This window comes from Streptomyces sp. HB132, from assembly GCF_016909575.1.
Classification (GTDB): domain Bacteria; phylum Actinomycetota; class Actinomycetes; order Streptomycetales; family Streptomycetaceae; genus Streptomyces.
The window spans coordinates 33641-51484 of the sequence record NZ_JAFBGA010000023.1 but is presented as its reverse complement, the minus strand read 5'-3'; the positions used below and the strand labels follow the sequence as shown (position 1 = coordinate 51484).

Here is a 17844-nt window from a genome sequence, read left to right as displayed (position 1 = left end):
TCAGGTCTCCTTGCCGCGTACGAGGTCCGGGTCGACGACGCCACGGCGTTCGGCCCAGAAGGACGGCGACCGGAACCGCAGCACCACCATGAGCACGACTCCGATCAGGCTGATGCCGATGCCGATGACGAGCGGGGGGCCCAGCCCGAACCAGGAGGTTCCGCTGTAGGAGTTCGCCGGGTCGGACATATCCATGACCGACCGGACGAGCAGCCAGGTGAGCAGCCCGGCTCCGACCAGCGGGCCGAGGCCGATGAGCAGGAAGTTGCGCACGCTCTCGGTCAGATGGCGGCGGTAGTAGACGACGCACGCCACTCCGGTGAGCGCGTAGTAGAAGGCGATGAGCAGGGACAGCGCGGTCAGCGAGTCGAAGAGTGCGTTCTCGCTGATCTGGCTGACGACGAGATACCAGGCGATGGCGATGGCGGCCACCCACCACGTGCTCACGTCGGGAGTACGGAACCGGGGGCTGATATGGGCGAAGTGAGCGGGCAGCGCCCGCCGGCGGGCCATCGACAGCGCGGTGCGCGACGCCGGGATGATGGTGGTCTGGGTCGAGGCGATCGCGGACGTCGCCACGGCCAGCAGCACGATCCAGTCCCAGCCCCCCATCACCTCGCCGGCGAGCAGCGCGAAGATGAACTCCTCCTCGGCGGCGTTGTCCGCGAGGTACGCCGTTCCGGCGAACGCGACGACCGCGAAGCCGACGGACAGATAGGTCACCAGCAGGATGACGGTCGACCACACACCAGCCTTCCCGGGCGCGCTCGCGGAGTCCTCGACCTCCTCGGTGAGGTTGACGGCCGATTCCCAGCCCCAGTAGATGAACACGCCCAGCAGCAGACCGCTCGTGAGCGCCGCGCCACCCGCTCCGAAGGGGTTGAGCCACTCGGCCGAGGGTTTGACGGAGTCGAAGGATGTCGTGCCCGCGTAGACGCGGTAGAGCGCGACGATCACGAAGATGATCAGGAAGGCCACCTGCGCCAGGATGAGGACGTTCTGCACCTTGGCCGACAGTTCGGTCCCGATGACGCACAGCCCGGTCATCACGATGATCAGAAGCACCGCGAGCAACTGCCGCACGAACTCGTTCTCGGCCCAGCTGTCGAGGCCCACGGCCAGCAGACCGAAGCTGACGGCGACATCCGCCAGCGACCCGACCACGAGCACACCGGTCATGGCGATGGCCCAGCCGCCGAGCCACCCGGTCCAGGGCCCCATCGCCCGGGTCACCCAGGAGAATGTCGTCCCGCAGTCCTGGTCGACCTTGTTCAGGTAGTAGAAGGCCGAGGCGATGAAGAGCATCGGTACGAATGAGGCGAAGAGCGTCCCGGGTGCGTAGATACCCACGAGTGCCACGATCGGGCCGATGACGGCCGCCACCGAGTAGGCGGGGGACGTGGCGTTCAGTCCGATGACCAGGGCGTCGACGAATCCGATCGCGTTCGGCTTCAAGCTCGCCGGTGATGCTGGTCCGGCGCTTTCCTCTGCCATGCTCCCTCGCTCGGTCACTGGCCTGAAGAGCAGGCGGAATATTTCCTTCCACATGCTAGGGAGACACCCGCGGGAGCGCACGTCCGGCGGGAGCCCGTCCGGTCGGCGGTCACTGCTCGCGGATGCCCCAGGGAGCCCCGTACTCCGTCAGCAGGTCGAGGAAGGGCCGCGGCGGCATGGCCTCGGGTCCCAGCACCCCGCTGCCGCCCCAGAGGCCGCCGGCGATGAGTTCGAGCGCGGCAACAGGGTTGATCGCCGTCTGCCAGACCACGGCCTGGGAGCCGTATTCACGCATCGACCACTGGTTGTCGACCACGTGGTAGAGGTAGACCTCTCTGGGGCGCCCGTCCTTGCTGCCCTTGACCCAGGTGCCCGCGCACGTCTTCCCGTGCATCCGCTCACCGAGCCCGGCCGGGTCGGGCAGGCATGCGGCCACCACGTCACGGGGCGAGACCCTGGCGGGGCCTGCGTCGCTCTTCACCGGGACGGGCTCCGTACGGTCGAGACCCAGCTTGTGGAGCGTACGCAGCACCCCGATGAACTCGTCGCCCAGCCCGTACTTGAAGGTGACGCGCCGGGCCTTCAGCCAGCGCGGTACGAGCAGCACCTCCTCGTGCTCCACGTTGACGCACTCGACGGGCCCGATGCCCTCGGGGAAGTCGAATACCTCCGGATCGCTGAAGGGGGCGGTGGTGAACCAGCCCCGCCCCTGCTCGTAGACGACCGGTGGGTTCAGGCACTCCTCGATGGTCGTCCAGATACTGAAGGACGGTGCGAAGTCGTAGCCCTCCACCGTCAGGTCGGCACCGTCGCGGATACCGATCTCCTCGATCTCGTCGAAGAGTTCGTCGGAGGCGTACCGGGCGAACACGTCCGAGAGCCCTGGCTCCACCCCCATGCCGACCAGTGCGAGACGTCCGGCCGCCTCCCACTCCGGCGCCCGGTCGAACTGGGCGTCCCCGAGCTTGACCCCGCACTCCTCGTACGGTCGGGAAGGATGCGGCCGGGACAGGGACATGGCCATGTCGAGGTAATGCGCGCCGTGCGCGAGCGCCGCCTCGAACAGAGGCATGACGAACCGGGGGTCGGTGGCGTTGAGCAGGACGTCGCAGCGGTGTTCCTCGAGCGCGGCGCGCACGGCCACGGGGTCGGAGGCGTCCAGCCGGACCGCGCCGAAACGCTCGCCCCGTTCCACGAGCGCGGCGACGGCTCTCTCCGCCCGTCCGAGGTCGTAGTCGGCGACCGTCATGTGCTCGAAGAAGGACCGGCGGGCCGCGATCCCGGTGATCGCCGTGCCCACCCCTCCCGCACCGACCAGGAGGACACGCATGGGACACCACTCCTCTGCGACTTCTGCCGCGCAACGGCTGCGGCCGGGCCGGCCGGTCCGGTGGAGTGGGGACGCTAACAGCCTGTCCGCCCGGCGGCGGGGAACCCTTCGGGTGTGTCCCGCGCCCGGGGTGTCCGCACCGCGGGCGCCACCCGGACGGGCTCCCGGCGTCATGGCTCACGCCGCGTCAGGCCGCCGGGGCGCGGCCCCCGGCCCGCACATCGATTCCGAAAAGGATCGGCCCCACCGGCGGGGGGGGTGCCGGTGGGGCCGGGTGCTCACGGACGGGAGGGGGGGTCACCGCCGGAGCTCGTACCAAAGGGTCTCGTGCCCCGGAAACGAGAAGGTATGCACCGCCGCGGTCCCCGGGTGCGGGACGCATCGCGTGCCGCACCCGCCGCTCACGGCAGACGCCAGTCCACCGGCTGTTCCCCCGCGTGCACCAGGTGTTCGTTGGTACGGCTGAACGGCCTCGAACCGAAGAAACCGCGGTCGGCCGACATGGGGGAAGGATGGGCCGATTCGATCGCGGGCAGGTCACCGAGGAGCGGCCGCACGTTGCGTGCGTCCCGGCCCCACAGCACGGACACCATCGGCTTGCCCCGTGCGGCCAGGGCGCGAATGGCCTGCTCCGTCACTTCTTCCCAGCCCTTGCCACGATGGGCGGCGGGTTTGCCGGGCGCCGTCGTCAGCGCCCGGTTGAGCAGCAGTACGCCCTGCTGCGTCCAGGGTGTCAGGTCTCCGTTGGAGGGCCGGGGGAGGCCGAGGTCGGAGTGCAGTTCCCTGAAGATGTTCTCCAGGCTGCCCGGCAGGCGTCGCACGTCGGGCGCCACCGCGAAGCTGAGCCCGATGGCCATGCCCGGTGTCGGGTAGGGATCCTGACCCACGATCAGGACGCGCACGTCGGCGAACGGCTGCTGGAAGGCGCGGAGGACGTTCTGCCCCGCGGGCAGATAGGTACGGCCCGCTCCGATCTCGGCACGGAGGAAGTCACCCATCGCCGCGATCCGGCCCGCCACGGGCTCCAACGCCTCGGCCCAGCCGGGCTCGACAAGTTCACTCAACGGTCGCGCTGCCACAGCCGTCACTCTACCGGCCCACACGGCCGGGTGATCATGAGGCCCCCACGGAGCAGGTTCGGGCGGTAGGGTGCCGCTCGTCTCCAGTCCTCCCCCCTTTCGGAGTCCCCCATGAGATCCCGCAGGCATTCGTCCGCGGGTCGGCGGTTCGCGTTGCTTCCGGTGACCCGGCCGCCGACCGGTCCCGAGCCCGCGGACGGGCGGCTGCCGTGACGGGCGCGCTCGTCCTCGGGGTGGATTCAGGGGGATCGGGGCTCCGCGTGGCGCTCGGCCCGGTGGACGCGGGGCATCCCGCGTCCACCACCGTGTGCGCCGAACCCGTACGGACGGGCCCGGAAGGCATCGACGCCGGGCACCTCATGGAACAACTGCTGCCCGCTGTCCGCCGGCTGCTGGGGCAGGTGGGACCAGGGACGGCCGTCACCGCCGCGGCGATCGGAGCCGCCGGCATGGCGACCCTCGGTGACCAGCTGCGCGCCCGGCTGCCCGACGCCCTCGCGGACGAGCTGGGCGTACGCCGGGTGGCGCTGGCCGCCGACGCGGTGACCGGGTACGCCGGAGCACTGGGGCAGCGGCCCGGCGCGGTCGTCGCGGGCGGCACCGGCATGATCGCGCTCGGCACCGACCTGGTGACCTGGCGCAGGGCGGACGGCTGGGGGCATCTGCTGGGCGACAGCGGCGGCGGGGCCTGGATCGGCCGGGCCGGACTCGATGCGGCGATGCGGGCCCACGACGGCCGGCGCGGTGGCTCGCCCGCACTGCTGGCGCGACTCGAGGCGGTCTTCGGACCGGCCACCGACCTCCCGGGCCTGCTCTATCCGCGCACGGACCGCCCCGCGCTGCTGGCCTCCTTCGCACCCGAGGTCGGGGCATGCGCAGCCGCCGACGAGGTCGCGGCGGGAATCCTGCGGGAGGCCGCGGCACACATCGCCGAAGCGGCAGCGGCGGTGTGCCCCGGCGCCGCGGGACCTCGTCCCGACGACTGCGAGATCGCTCTCACCGGTGGCCTGTTCCGTATGGGCGAGCCTCTTCTCGGGCCGCTGCGCGAGGAGCTGGCACAGCAGATCCCGCAGGCGCGCGTGGTCCCGGCGCAGGGTGACCCGCTGAACGGCGCGCTGGAGATCGCGCGAGCGCTCGCCGGTCCGGGGCTGCGACTGCCGCTCCACCCGTCCCTCCTGTTCGTACCGGGAGTAACCTAGGCGAAACGGGGCCGATTCGAGCGATCGCCCGTCCGGACAGAGCAGGTCAGATGCCTACTTTGCCGCTCGGCAGACATATACGGACAGATAACGCCTGACCGGCCCCTCCCCGAACAGAGGGGTACCCAAAACCAGTAGCATGCGGCGCCATGAGCACCCCCACTGGGCCCGCTTCCGGCCTGCCTGTACGAATGCCGCGACCTCGCCAGTCCGGACGGCACCGCCGCCCGGAGCCCGTGGTCGCACCTGAGGGCGCTGCCGCGCTCGTTCTTGCCCTTCCCGGTACCCCTTCCCCGGCCTCGCGCAGCCTGGCCGAGGAGGTCATCAGCATCGCCCGCTCCGAGCTGCCCGGTCTGAATGCGCGGATCGGTTATCTCGACGGCGACGACGCCGAATATCCCACGCTCTCCTCCGTACTCACCCATGCCGCCGCGGAGCGCGTCGCGCGCTACGAGCAGGCCACCGCCGCGGGCCGTGAGGTCGCCGAGCCCTCGGGCCCGTCGGCCGTCGTGGTGCCGCTGCTCGCGGGGCCGGACAGCTCCCTGATCCGCCGCATACGGCAGGCGGTCATGGACAGCGGCACGCAGGCCGAGCTGACCGACGTGCTGGGTCCGCACCCGCTGCTCGCCGAGGCGTTGCACGTACGCCTTTCGGAGGCCGGTCTGGCGCGTGCCGACCGTGCGCGGCTGTTCACCGTGGCGACCGCGGCCGACGGCATCGTGCTGGCCACGGTGGGCGGCGAGGAGGCCGTGCAGGCCGCCGGTATCACCGGCATGCTGCTGGCCGCCCGTCTCGCCGTACCCGTGATGGCCGCGGCCCTGGACGTGGAGGGTTCGGTCGCCTCGATCGCCGCCCAGCTGCAGAACTCCGGGTCGGCGCAACTCGCGCTCGCGCCGTACCTGGTGGGCCCGGAGATCGACGCCGGCCTGCTGGACGCCGCCGCGAAGGAGGCCGGCTGCGCCACGGCCGAGCCTCTCGGCGCGTACCCTGCCATCGGCAAGCTCGTGCTCTCGCTGTACGCCACGACGCTGGGGATCACCCCGGCGACGCCGCAGGGAGCCCAGGCGCACTGATGATCCGCCGGGTGTGGGGTGGACCGGTCACCCCGGTCCACCCCACACGCCGTCGCGGCCACCTGTCGGCACTTCCCCGGACGTGGCACCCCCGCCCGGTGGGGAGGGAGTCAGGCGAAGACCACGCAGGATGCGGCCGGAACCTCGACGGAGCCCGTGTGCACCGGGATTCCCGTACCGGCGTCCACGGCGAACCAGCTGACGTTCCCGGAGTGCTCGTTGGCGGCGTACAGCCACTGCCCCGACGGGTCGAGGGTGAGGTCGCGGGGCCAGCGTCCACCGCAGCCCACCGCCGCCGCCAGAACGGGTTTCTCGGCCGTCTCGTCGAGCGTGAGGACGGAGATGCTGTCGTGTCCGCGGTTGGCGGTCCACAGGAAGCGCCCGTCGTGCGAGACCACCACCTCCGAGGGGTACGTACGCACAGCGCCGTCCTCGTCGTGGTCGTGGGGCAGCACCTGTGCCTCCCCTAGCGGTTCGAGCACGCCTCCGGCCGCGTCCCAGCGGCACACGGTGATCGTCGGTTCCAGCTCGTTCAGGACGTAGGCGTGCTCGCCGGACGGGTGGAAGGCGAGATGCCGCGGCCCGGTCCCCGGTCGCAGCGCCGTCTCGGTGTGCAGTCGCAGCGAGCCGCTTTCGGGGTCGAGGGCGCAGACGCGCACGGAGTCCGTACCGAGGTCCACGCTCAGCACCCAGTTCCGCGACGGATCGGCCAGCACCTGGTGCGCGTGAGGGCCTGACTGGCGGCCCTCGTCGGGACCGCGGCCCTCGTGCCCGAGGACGCCCGTAGCCGGGCCGAGTGAGCCGTCGTCCCGCACGGGCAGCGCGGTGACGCTGCCGGAGCCGTAGTTGGCCGTGAGCAGATGGCCGGCCGCGAGGGCCAGGTGCGTGGGGCTGTCCCCGCCGACCGGCCGCACCTCACCGATCAGCCGCGGCGCGCCTCCGTCGTCGACACGGAAGGCCGCGGCGGTGCCTTCGGAGGTCTCGCCGGCCGCGTACAGCACGACGTCGCCCGTTCCGGGGGCACGGCCGACCGCGAGGAACGACGGATCGGCCACGGCGTCCGTGGACGCGAGGAGGGACAGCGCTCCGGTGTCACGGTCGAAGGCGGCGACGCTGATGCCGCGGCCGCCCGCCGAGGTGAACGACCCCATGAATGCCCGCTGTGCGTGGTCGGCGCCCATCGCGCTACCCCTCTTCACGTCCGTCACGATCTTCACGGCCGACGGTAGCAGGCAGCGGTTTCGAGTCCGGACCCGTTGGGGCGACGGGCGAGATCCTCCGCGGCGGGGGCGTCCGTCGGGAATCACGCGGCGCACGCCGTGCGGGAGGTGGGTGACGAAGTGGGTCGCGCGCGGCGGCGGCGCACGCGGCGCGGCCGAAGCCCTCGGACACCCTGCGAAGGCACTCCGCGAAGCAGAACGTCCCCGGCCACCGGGAGGGCGATCGCCACATCGCGATCGTTCCCGCCCGGATCCCGGAGGCCGAGGCGGGACTCGGCCGTACCGCCGCGGCGACGCTCAGGCGCCGGCCGGAATCCGGCCGGGCCTCCGCAAGGGGACGGCGAGTTCGAGCAGGGCCCGCTCCAGCGCGTGCAGGTGGGCGAACACAGGCTCGCCGCCTGTCGGCTCGGTGGCCGTCGCGTTGTCGTGGCGAAGGTGCTGCCCCACGGACGGCGCATCCGTGAGGGCCTCGACGGCGGTCTCCACCCGCCAGCAGGCCGCGGCGAGCCGGACGTCGTGCGAGGCCTCCGGGTCTGCGGCCACGGAGGCCAGGCCGCGCACCTCGCGTGCGCAGTCGTCGAGCAGCGCGATCACCTGCCGCGCCCGTCGCTTGCGGGCCTTCATGGGGTAGAGGGGATGAACCAGCGGTGCGAGTGACAGTCGTACCCGGCCGAGGATCGCCTCCAGTTCGCCGACGCGCCGGGGCGGGTCGGCCTCCTCGCTCCCGGCGAGCCGGGCGGCGGCCTCCGCCGTGCACGTGTGCACGCACCGCAGCGCCCGTTCCACCCACGCCTCGGTCACCGAGTGCGTCGTCACCGGCAGCACGAACAGCACCGCCAGTACGGCACCGAGCGCCCCGACAGCCGTTTCGGTGACCCGCAGTACGAGCAGACCCGCGTCGAGCACGCCGAGCAGCCCGTACAGCGTGCTCGCCATCACGGTCACGGCCAGCATCATCCAGGTGTAGGAGACAGCGGCGGTGTAGAAGATCCCGAAGACGCTCATCGCCACGACCACGGCGGCCACGATCGGCACGTGGTGCAGGGGCATCGCCACGGCGAAGCCCAGCCCGATCCCGAGCACCGTCCCCAGGAACCGCCTGAACCCGCGGACGACGGCCTCGCCCCGCGAGGTCGTGGCCACGAACACCCACCAGGTGGCGCCGACCGCCCAGTACCACCGCTGGTCGGAGAGCAGCTGCCCCAGGGCGAGCGCGAACCCGGCCCCCACCACCGCCTGCACGGCCTGCCGCGTCGTGATCCGCCGGAGCCCCGCCGCTTCGGTGGGGAGGGCGACTGCGACGGGTGCCGCGAACCGCCGCTCGTAGCACCACACGCCGAACCGCACCACCGAGGACGCGACGAGCGACAGCAGCACGGCCGCGTACAGCTCGGGCAGCTGACCTGGCACGGTGTGCAGGAACTGGGCGGAGAAGTAGGCCATGAAGCCGAACACACCCAGCGAGTGCCCGCGAGGTCCCCACCGCCGTGCGTACACCCCCGCGCCCACGACGGCGAGGAACGCCAGGTCGCGCGCGACGGGCACATCGTGCAGCACGGCGGCGAGCGTGAGCACCGGGAGACCGACGACGGGGAGGAGCGCGGTCGTGGTCGCCTGTCCACGTACCGTCGGATCGGTCACCGTGAACAGCGCGAGCAGCGCGGCCAGGCCACCGGTGATGGCCGCGACCAACGAGTGCCCGGTCGCCCCGCACAGCGCGACGGCGAGCCCGATTCCGAGCACGGCCCGGGACGCGAACCGCAGCCGCATCTGCCCCGGATCGGGTGCGACGAACGCCCTCTTCAGCAAGTTGCCCCGCCCTTTCGCCCGTGGAAGAGCGCCGACATGAGAAAGGCGCCACATGGGTCCCGGAGGGACCCGCAGCGCCATTGACTGACTCATCTCAGCACCTGGGGGGCTGGTGGTTCAACTCGAACCCGTTCCTGTGTGCCAATGGCACAGAATAACGTCAGCATGTGGTGCCACGGCAGAGCCAACGGACCAACCTCACGCGACAGGACGCTCGCGGCAGGACGAGGACGGCCTCCGAGGCTCCGGTACCTCCGTCCGATCGCTGCGGCCCGCGCCGCCGAACCCGGCGCGTAGCCACGGAGACCCGCACGGATCTCGAGGTTCCGGCCGTCCCCGAACCCGTACGGAACGAGCCCGAGCGTGCGGACGCCGCGATGCACCCGGGGATCGACGCGTTCGCTCCCTGTCCTGCGTTGCACGACGAATACCCTGCCGCGCTCTTCCCTTCAGCCGAAGGCCACCGGCGGGGCCGTCGGCCGCGAATCGGCCGGGGAATGGTCGGGAATCGGCCGCGAACCGGCCGGGCTCGACTCCGGACCGACCGCGGTGACGTGGAGCGCACGGGATTTCTTCCCCCGGCCGAGAGGAGCGGGGTACGCCCTCGGGCGCCGCGCCGGGGCTTCCGCGGCGCCGCGTCGCAAGCCGCCGTGCCCCGCCAACGGCGCCGCATGGCAGCTCCGTTCGGCTACCCCGGTCGCCACCCGTGACCGCACTCGGTGTGCGCCTTGCGCGACGTCCGGGCCCTTCATCGCACCTCGGCGAGAACCTCCTTCCCTCTCCGACCGCCGGTGGCTATAGTCACCGCCGACAGGGAGGTGTGAACGATGAAGAAGAGGCTTCGCGGCATCTGCGCAGGGTTCTGAAACCGGCCCGCCCCGGTTACGGACAGCCGAATTGCGGGGGGGAAATGGATTTCCCCCCGCATTCTGCGACCGCTCAGTCGGACCTCCACGGATTGTCCAGCGACACCTCGCCGAGGGAACTTTCGGAACCCTTGGCGATATTGATCAGACCGGCCTCGATCGATGCCGCGAGGACGGCCGGGAGGTCCCCTTCGAGATAGTCGCGGCTAGCGCCCACGCCGATGAGGATCCCCTTCCCGGTGGCCACCGCGAGGTGGAAGTTCGGCCCTGATCGCTGGGTGGACGAGCGCCACTGGATCCCGGTGTGCAGGACCGATCCGGCCTCGGGCTCGGCGTCCACATCGCCGAGGAAGTTGAAGTGCTTGGCGAAGGCGGTGGGGTCCGTGTCCTGCCGACCCGCTCGCTGAAGGCTCGTCCGCAGCGCGTCGACGTCGTAGCAGCCGTGCATGTAGGCCGTCAGGCACTGGAGGTAGCCGGCCCGGAGGTATTCCAGCGGGTCGGCCTCCTCGTCGACGGTGATGGTCACCGGGGCGAACTGGTTGAGTGAGCTGACCAGTGGCACCCACCGGGCGGTGAGGCGATTGGCGGCCATCAGCGCGAGGGTCACCTGCTCGGTCTGCTTGAGCCGGGCCAGCGCGAGCGCGCCGACGCCGAGCACCACCGACTGGACCGAGATCTTCAGCCGTTCGGAGAGCTCCCGCGTGGCGGCCAGAGCCTCCAGGCTGTACAGCGAGGCCCGGCGGCGCTCACTGCCGTCATCCGGATCCCGGTCCGCGGGCACGAGTTGGCCCCATGCCTCGGTCCAGTGCTGGACGCTCCGCGAAGCCGGCTCCTCCTGTTGCGCCCGCACCATCTCCAGCGGCTGCACAACCGGCCCGGTCGTCCCGCCGTCCAGGAGTCGGCCGAACTGCTCCTCCAGCACGCGCAACGCGCCGTTGTCCGCGGCCACATGATGGATCACGGTGGCCAGGTGGAGCGCGTCACCCTGGTAGGTCGTGACGAACGCTCGCCACGGCAGCTCGGACTCGATGTCGATCGGTTCGGCCGCGGACTCGGCGGCCAGCCGAAGAGCCGCCGCGAAACTGTCCTCGGCCAGTTCCACCGCCGCCACCTTGGACGGGCGGTGCGGGCGGACCGTCTGGGTCGGTACGGGGCCGCCGAGGTCATAGGTGGTCCGCAGCGACTCGTGCGCCTCCACCAACTGGAGCCAGGCGTCCATCACCTGGGCCGCCCCGACGCCGAAAGGCACCTCCCAGACGCTGACCAGGTTGGCGACCGACCGGTGGTCGGGCCCGTGTGTCTCCAGCGAGCGCAGCACCGAGAGCTGACCGTAGGTCACCGCCCCCGTGCGGAGATCGCTCACAGCTGGGCCGCCCGGACGGCGAACTGGCCGAGCATGGTCTGCTGGATCTGCGTGGTGCCCTCGATGATCTCCATCACCTTGGCGTCCCGGTGGTGCCGCTGCACGGACGCCTCCGCGCCGATGCCCTGGGCGCCGTGGATCTGCACCGCGTCGGCGGCCACCTTGACGGCGACGGTCGAGGCCCGGTACTTCGCGAGCAGGGTGTGGTTGACCGCCTCCATCTCGCCCTGCTCCTTGCTCACCCCGGCGTGGTGGCAGAGCAGCCGGGCCGTGATGGTGTCGGTGAGCATGTCGGCCAGCAGTTGCTGGATCAGTTGATGGTTGCTGATCTCCGTGCCGTACTGGGCACGGCGGGCGGCGTACTCCGTCGAGGCCTCCAGGCATGCCTGGGACAGACCGACCGAGCCCCAGGCGGTGCTGTAGCGGCCGAGGTCCAGCGCGCTGGACGCGACGAAGGTGAGCCCGAGGCCGGGCCGGCCGATCAGGTTCGTGGCCGGGATGCGGCAGTCGTCGAAGGTGATCCGGCCGAGCATCGACCCGCGCAGGCCGAGCAGGCCTTCGATCGGCTCCACCGTCAGACCGGGGGTGTCCCGCTCCACCAGGAAGGCGGTGTGCTGCCCGTCGAGCTTTGCGAAGACCAGGAAGAGATCGGCGATCTGGGCGAAGCTGATCCACTTCTTGGTGCCGCGAAGGACGATCTCGGCGCCGTCAGCCGTCGCCGTGGTCTCGACAGCGGCGGCATCGCTGCCCACGTCCGGTTCGGTCAGGGCGAAGGCGGCAAGAGTCCGGCCTGAGGTGATCCTGGGCAGCCACTGCTCCTTCTGCTCCTTGGTACCCCACTTGTGGATCGAGTGCGCGACCATGTCGTCCACGGCGACGAAGTTCCGGATCGACTGGCACCCCCGGCCCAACTCCTCGGTGAGCAGACCGTATTCGATCCAGTCCATGCCGAGACCGCCGAACTCCTCGGGAACCAGCGCACCGAGGTGGCCCTGCCCCGCCAGGTCTGCGATGACCTCCCGGGAGATCGCCTGCTCGCGATCGAAGCGGTCCGCGTGCGGGACCAGTGCGCGATCGGCGAAGGCGCGGAACTCGCCGTGGCGCTCGGCCTGCCGCGGGGAGAGGTGACTGAGTATCAACGGAATCCTTGCGAAGGTAGGGGCTCCGGTGGGAGCGGCGGCATCCGACTCGGGGGTAGCTCAGCGGACGGTGACGGCACCGGCGGGGGCCTGCCCGGCACCGGTGCACCGCTCACCGTCGGTCGTGGGTGGTCCCGTCCGCCGGGACTCGTCCTTCACCCGGAACCAGGGGAAGCCGATGGCCACTCCGAGGTGTGGGACCGGACGACGGCTGGTCCGCCCGCCTGCTCGGTGACATTCTCCGGGTTCGGCTCGGAATCGAATGCACCCGTACACCGGGGACCCACGAACCTGAACTCCGGATCGGATTCCCCTCCGCACCTGACGCGGTCCGGGCGGCACTCGGGCGGTGATTTGGTTTTGGCCTGGTGGTTGACGACCGGCATTCTGCGCTTCCCCACAAAGGTTTCCGGCGGATGAACCGAATGACCCGAATTCACGCCGGAGTCACGAAGCCGGCGCACCGGCATGCGATCGAGTTGAGAATATATGGACCGCCCGGCGCCTCGTCAATGACGCCGGACGATCATCCTGCCCGCCAGGGGCGGAACATGACTTGATGTCCGATTCATCGTCGTCCGATCGTGCGGGCCGGCGAGATTTCGGCCGGTCGGCGGGCTCGGCAGCGGGAAGGTTGCTGGTCGGGGGCGCAAGCCGCACCCGGGGGGCGCACCCGGCCGCTCCGCCGATGGGAGTGAGGTCCGCACCGGCCGGACCGTCCGTGACGTGGGGCGCGATGGTGCGCCGGCGGTGGGAGCGGGGCCGTTCCGCGCCCGGCACTCCCGCACCTTCACGGGTGGGGGACGCAGAGATTTTCCCCCGTCCACGGTGAAGTGGCGTTCACGCACGCACCCACCGACGATGCTGCAGCTTATGGCCGAACGCGCCCCCTTTGCCTTTCCGGAGTGGCTGCGGATTGTTTCCGGGAGGGCATGGAGTGTCAGGACCACAGCAGCCAACTGTCAACCGCGTATGATTCAGGCCATATTCATGAAATCCAGTCACGGATTCACCTCTGCCGACAGGCCCCCGACCCACCGGCATCGGACATACGGACCAAGGTGCAAACTATGGCCCGAGGAGCATTGACATCCACATGCGCCTCCCACGACGGAATTTCATGAATGGTTCATTCTCGGCGCGTGAGGTTGAAATGAGGACAACATGGACGAGTGTCTCCGGCCGGAGACCCGAAGCGCATACCTCCCGTGGTCGGGCACCGGTTCCCCCTTCGCATGACTGTCGGGTACCGGACGCACCGCCACCGGCACTGTTCGACCGGCAGACATTGACAAGCCGCCGACGCACTAAGAACATGGGCCCCACGTTGGAGCACTGCGACCTCACGCCATACGGCCCTCGTCGGTTGTGTGGCGTATTCCCGTTGACGGCGCGTGGCGGACCGCAGCGAATCGGTCGCCCACGGGAGCCCCGTGGATCTCTGCCTCCCCTCTCCGGCGGCGGCCCCGCGGCAGATCTCCCCCGCACGACCCGCCCCCGCAGGCCGGTCGACCGCCTCCAGGCCCTGGCAGTCCGCTGCTCCCGTCAGCCGGGCCTGTCCCCCAACCTCATGCAAGGACGGCCGAGATGATCCACGGACGAGACCTGCCCGAAGGCGCGCGCCGGGTCCCCTACGAGGATCCGGGCCGGCCGGATCACCGGAGCCCGCTCCGGTACCTCTGGTGGCTGACGACCAGTCAACGCAAGCGCGTACTCCTCGGCACCACGTGGGGCACCACATGGATGTCCGCGCTCATGGTTCCGCCGTACCTGATGTCGAAGACGATCGATGACGGGCTCAGGGCCCGGGACACCCAGGCGTTGCTCCTCTGGATCGGCGCGCTGCTCGTCACGGGGGCAGTGGTCGCGGTCCTCGGGATCCTGCGGCACCGCACCATGACGCTCATCCGCGTCGACGCGGCCTACCGCACGGTGCAGGTGGTCACACGCCACGTCACACGCCTGGGATCGACGCTGCCCCGCCAGGTGTCCGCGGGTGAGCTCGCGCACCTCCAGGCCGGCGACATCAGCAGGATCGCCCAGACACTGACCATCACGGGCCCCGGCGTGGGTGCGGCCATCGCGTACGTCGCCACCGCGGTGCTCCTGTTCCAGATCTCCGCCGTTCTCGCCCTGGTGATCCTTCTCGGCGTCCCGGCGGTGGCGCTCACGGTCGGCCCCTTGCTGGGGAGGCTGCACGGCGCCGAGAACAGCTACCGGGAGGACCAGGGAGCCCTGACCGCTCTCGCCGGCGACATGGTGACCGGCCTGAGCGTCCTCAACGGGATCGGCGGCAAGCGCATGTTCGCCGGACGGTACCGGGAACGCTCCCAGGCCCTCGTTCCTCTCGGATACCGCGTCGCCGCCATCACCAGCTGGGTCCAGGCACTCACGGCCTGTCTTCCCATGGTCTTCCTCGCCGTCGTGACGTGGATCAGTGCGCGGATGGCGGCCAGCGGGGCCATCACCGTCGGTGAACTCGTCGCGGTCTACGGATACGTTGCCGCTCTTCTCGGGCCCGTCTCGTTCCTCATCGAGGGGGCGGACGATCTGCCGCGCGGGCTCGTCTCCGCACGGAGGGTGGTCGACATCCTGTCCCTCGCCCCGGCTCCGGAGGAGCAGCGGACCCGAATCGACCCGCCGGCCACCCCCAGCCGGCTGCACGACCCCGCGTCGGGCCTGGTAGTCGAGCCGGGAAGGGTGACGGCCCTGGTCGGCGCCCGCCCCGACGAGCCGCGCGCCGTGGTGGACCGGTTGGCCGGCTACACCGACTCCGACGCCTCCTGGGGCGGGACCGAGCTGTGCGAGTGGGACCGCACCGCGCTCAGGCGGCACATCCTGCTCGCCGACAACGACGCCTACATGTTCGCGGGACCACTGCGGTCCGTCGTCTCCGGAAGCACCGAACGCTCCAGCGAGGACGTCGTGCGGGCGCTGCACGCCGCCGCAGCGGAGGACATCGTCGAGACGCTGCCCGACGGGCTCGACAGCCACCTGGAGAATCAGGCACGCAACGTCTCGGGGGGACAGCGTCAGCGCCTGCAGCTGTCCCGGGCACTGCTGGCGGACCCGGCGGTGCTCCTGCTCGTGGAGCCGACGTCCGCACTGGACGCGCACACGGAGGCGACCGTCGCCGGTTGGGTGGCACAGCACCGCCAGGGACGGACGACCCTCGTCGTCAGCACCTCGCCACTCGTGCTCGGCCAGGCCGACGAAGTCGCCTACCTGGTGGACGGGAAGGTGCGGGCGACCGGCACGCACGGGGAACTCCTCGCAGATCAGCCCGGATACGCGGCACTGGTGTTCCGCGGCAGCACCGAAAGCCCCGATGGAGCCGCCGTGGAGCAGCTTGTGGAAGGACAGTCCCGATGAGCCGATCCGACGAGACGCCCCGCCTGCCGATCGCCGACGGCAGGACGGCGCGCCGGGCCGCCTGGCAGCTGTTGAAGGACGACCCCCGTGCCGTCTGCGGGATGCTGCTGCTGACGTCGCTCGCCGCACTCGCCGGCGCGGCCGGCCCCTGGCTGCTCGGCCGCATCATCACCAGGTTCGAGGCCGGCGATCTGTCCGTCTCACAGGTCGACGGACTGGCCGCCGCCGTGCTGGGCTTCGCAGCGGCCCAGTTGGTACTGACGCGATATGCCCGCGGCCTCTCGCACCGCTTCGGCGAGCGCGCACTGGCCCGGCTCCGCGAGGAGGTCGTCGACCGCGCCCTCGCGCTGCCGGGGCGGGTCGCGGACGAGGTGGGCACCGGCGACCTGGTCACCCGCTCCACACTGGACGTCGCAACGGTCTCGGCCACGCTGCGCAACGCGGCCCCGGACATCTTCATCGCCAGCGTCCAGGTCGTGTTCATCTTCGCCGCGGTCTTCGTCCTGGACCCCTTGCTCGGGCTCTGCTCCATGGTGGGTCTGCCGCTCGTCTGGGTGGTGAGCCGCTGGTACCTGGCGCGTTCCCGCGACGCCTACCTCGCCGAGGGGGCGGCCGCCGGTGAGGTCTCCGAGATCCTCAACTCCACCGCGCACGGCGCCCGCACCGTCGAGGCGTACGGACTGCAGGCACTGCAGAACCGCTCCCTCGACCAGGCCGTCGACACCACGTACCGCGCCAGTACCCGCACCCTGGCCCTGCGGACGGTGCTGTTCCCGGTCACCGAGTTCGCGCACGCCCTGCCCATGGCGCTCGTCCTGCTCGTGGGCGGGCTCGCCTACCTCGACGGGTCGATCGCCCTGGGCACCGTGGTGGCGGGCAGCCTCTACATGTGGCAGCTGGTCGACCCGCTCAACCAGATGCTGATCTGGGTAGAACAACTACAGCGCAGCGGCGCCTCGTTCGCGCGTATCAAGGGCGTCGGACTGGTGTCGCACACGCCGGACGCCCCGGTACCGCCGCCTGCGGACGATCTCATCGAGGTCCAGGGCGTGCGGTACTCCTACCTCCCCGGTCACGAGGTCCTCACCGACGTCGAGCTGCAGGTCCGGCCCGGTGAACGACTGGCGGTGGTGGGCCGCTCGGGCGCGGGCAAGTCCACCCTCGGCAAGCTGCTGTCCGGCGTGGACATCCCGGACACGGGATCCATCCTGGTCGGCGGTGTTCCCGTCGCCGACCTGGCCGCGGCGGGCGAACTGGGCAACCGCATCGTCCTGATCACGCAGCAGCACCACGTGTTCATGGGCACCCTTCGCGACAACATGATGATGGCGGCGCCCGAGGCCGACGACGAGGCCATCCTCGCGGCGCTGGCCCTGATGGAGGCGGACTGGGCGGCAGAACTGCCCGAGGGTCTGGACACCGTGCTGGGCTCGGGCGGAATCGAACTCAAGGCCGCTCAGGCACAGCAGCTCACCCTGGCCAGGGTGCATCTGGCCGATCCGCACACCCTGATCCTGGACGAGGCGACCTCACTGCTCGACCCGACGACGGCCCGGCAGGCGGAGCGTGCGGTGGCCGCGGTCCGGTCGGACCGCACCGTCATCGCCATCGCCCACCGGCTCCAGACCGCACACGACGCCGATCGTGTCGCCGTGATGGAGTCCGGCCGCATCGTCGAGCTGGGCACACACGACGAGCTGGTCGGCGCGGGCGGAGCGTACGCGGCACTGTGGCGGTCGTGGAACGGCGAAAGCTGAGCCTCCGATCATCCGTACGCCCCCGGGGAGCCCTCTCCCCGGGGGCGTACTCATGTTCGCTCCCGCCCCCCCGCTCCCGCTCCGCCCCTGCTCCTCCCCATCCGAGACCCGACGTGAAGGAAATCAGCCGTGTACACCTCCGC

The 17844-nt window shown here is 70.9% G+C and carries 11 protein-coding genes; 4 read left to right on the top strand and 7 right to left on the bottom strand.

What is annotated here, in order from left to right:
* The 3 genes from JOC24_RS31160 to JOC24_RS31150 form a co-directional block, all read right to left on the bottom strand.
* On the bottom strand, positions 1-1494 hold the full coding sequence (locus JOC24_RS31160; protein ID WP_205023793.1) for an APC family permease: 1494 nt from the start codon (positions 1492-1494) through the stop codon (positions 1-3).
* A gap of 109 nt (positions 1495-1603) precedes the next feature.
* The gene (locus JOC24_RS31155) at positions 1604-2824 is read right to left on the bottom strand and encodes a saccharopine dehydrogenase family protein (protein ID WP_205023792.1); all 1221 of its coding nucleotides are present in this window, start codon (positions 2822-2824) and stop codon (positions 1604-1606) included.
* Between the two features lie 401 nt (positions 2825-3225).
* Positions 3226-3903, bottom strand: coding sequence for a uracil-DNA glycosylase (locus JOC24_RS31150; RefSeq protein WP_205023791.1), 678 nt, complete (start codon positions 3901-3903; stop codon positions 3226-3228).
* A 209-nt stretch (positions 3904-4112) separates the two neighbouring features.
* Between JOC24_RS31150 and JOC24_RS31145 the strand changes: the two genes are divergently transcribed.
* A complete protein-coding gene (locus JOC24_RS31145) occupies positions 4113-5102 on the top strand; it encodes an N-acetylglucosamine kinase (protein ID WP_374104546.1) in 990 nt (329 codons plus the stop codon).
* A 149-nt stretch (positions 5103-5251) separates the two neighbouring features.
* The gene (locus tag JOC24_RS31140; protein WP_205023790.1) at positions 5252-6175 is read left to right on the top strand and encodes a sirohydrochlorin chelatase; all 924 of its coding nucleotides are present in this window, start codon (positions 5252-5254) and stop codon (positions 6173-6175) included.
* Positions 6176-6285: 110 nt separating this feature from the next.
* Here JOC24_RS31140 and JOC24_RS31135 read toward each other — a convergent pair whose 3' ends face one another.
* The 4 genes from JOC24_RS31135 to JOC24_RS31120 form a co-directional block, all read right to left on the bottom strand.
* On the bottom strand, positions 6286-7356 hold the full coding sequence (locus JOC24_RS31135; protein ID WP_205023830.1) for a lactonase family protein: 1071 nt from the start codon (positions 7354-7356) through the stop codon (positions 6286-6288).
* Positions 7357-7692: 336 nt separating this feature from the next.
* On the bottom strand, positions 7693-9204 hold the full coding sequence (locus JOC24_RS31130) for an FUSC family protein (RefSeq protein WP_205023789.1): 1512 nt from the start codon (positions 9202-9204) through the stop codon (positions 7693-7695).
* A 939-nt stretch (positions 9205-10143) separates the two neighbouring features.
* On the bottom strand, positions 10144-11433 hold the full coding sequence (locus JOC24_RS31125; RefSeq protein ID WP_205023788.1) for a condensation domain-containing protein: 1290 nt from the start codon (positions 11431-11433) through the stop codon (positions 10144-10146).
* Positions 11430-12572, bottom strand: a complete 1143-nt coding sequence (locus JOC24_RS31120) for an acyl-CoA dehydrogenase family protein (protein ID WP_239581253.1) — start codon at positions 12570-12572, stop codon at positions 11430-11432. The genes JOC24_RS31125 and JOC24_RS31120 overlap by 4 nt, the downstream gene beginning before the upstream one ends.
* Before the next feature lie 1587 nt (positions 12573-14159).
* Here JOC24_RS31120 and JOC24_RS31115 point away from each other — a divergent pair.
* Together JOC24_RS31115 and JOC24_RS31110 are read left to right on the top strand one after the other, a co-directional pair.
* Positions 14160-15944 (top strand): ABC transporter ATP-binding protein, encoded by a 1785-nt coding sequence (locus tag JOC24_RS31115; protein ID WP_205023787.1) that lies wholly within the window; start codon positions 14160-14162, stop codon positions 15942-15944.
* Complete coding sequence (locus JOC24_RS31110; protein ID WP_205023786.1) at positions 15941-17701, top strand: ABC transporter ATP-binding protein; 1761 nt, start codon at positions 15941-15943, stop codon at positions 17699-17701. The genes JOC24_RS31115 and JOC24_RS31110 overlap by 4 nt, the downstream gene beginning before the upstream one ends.
* Positions 17702-17844: the final 143 nt, after the last annotated feature.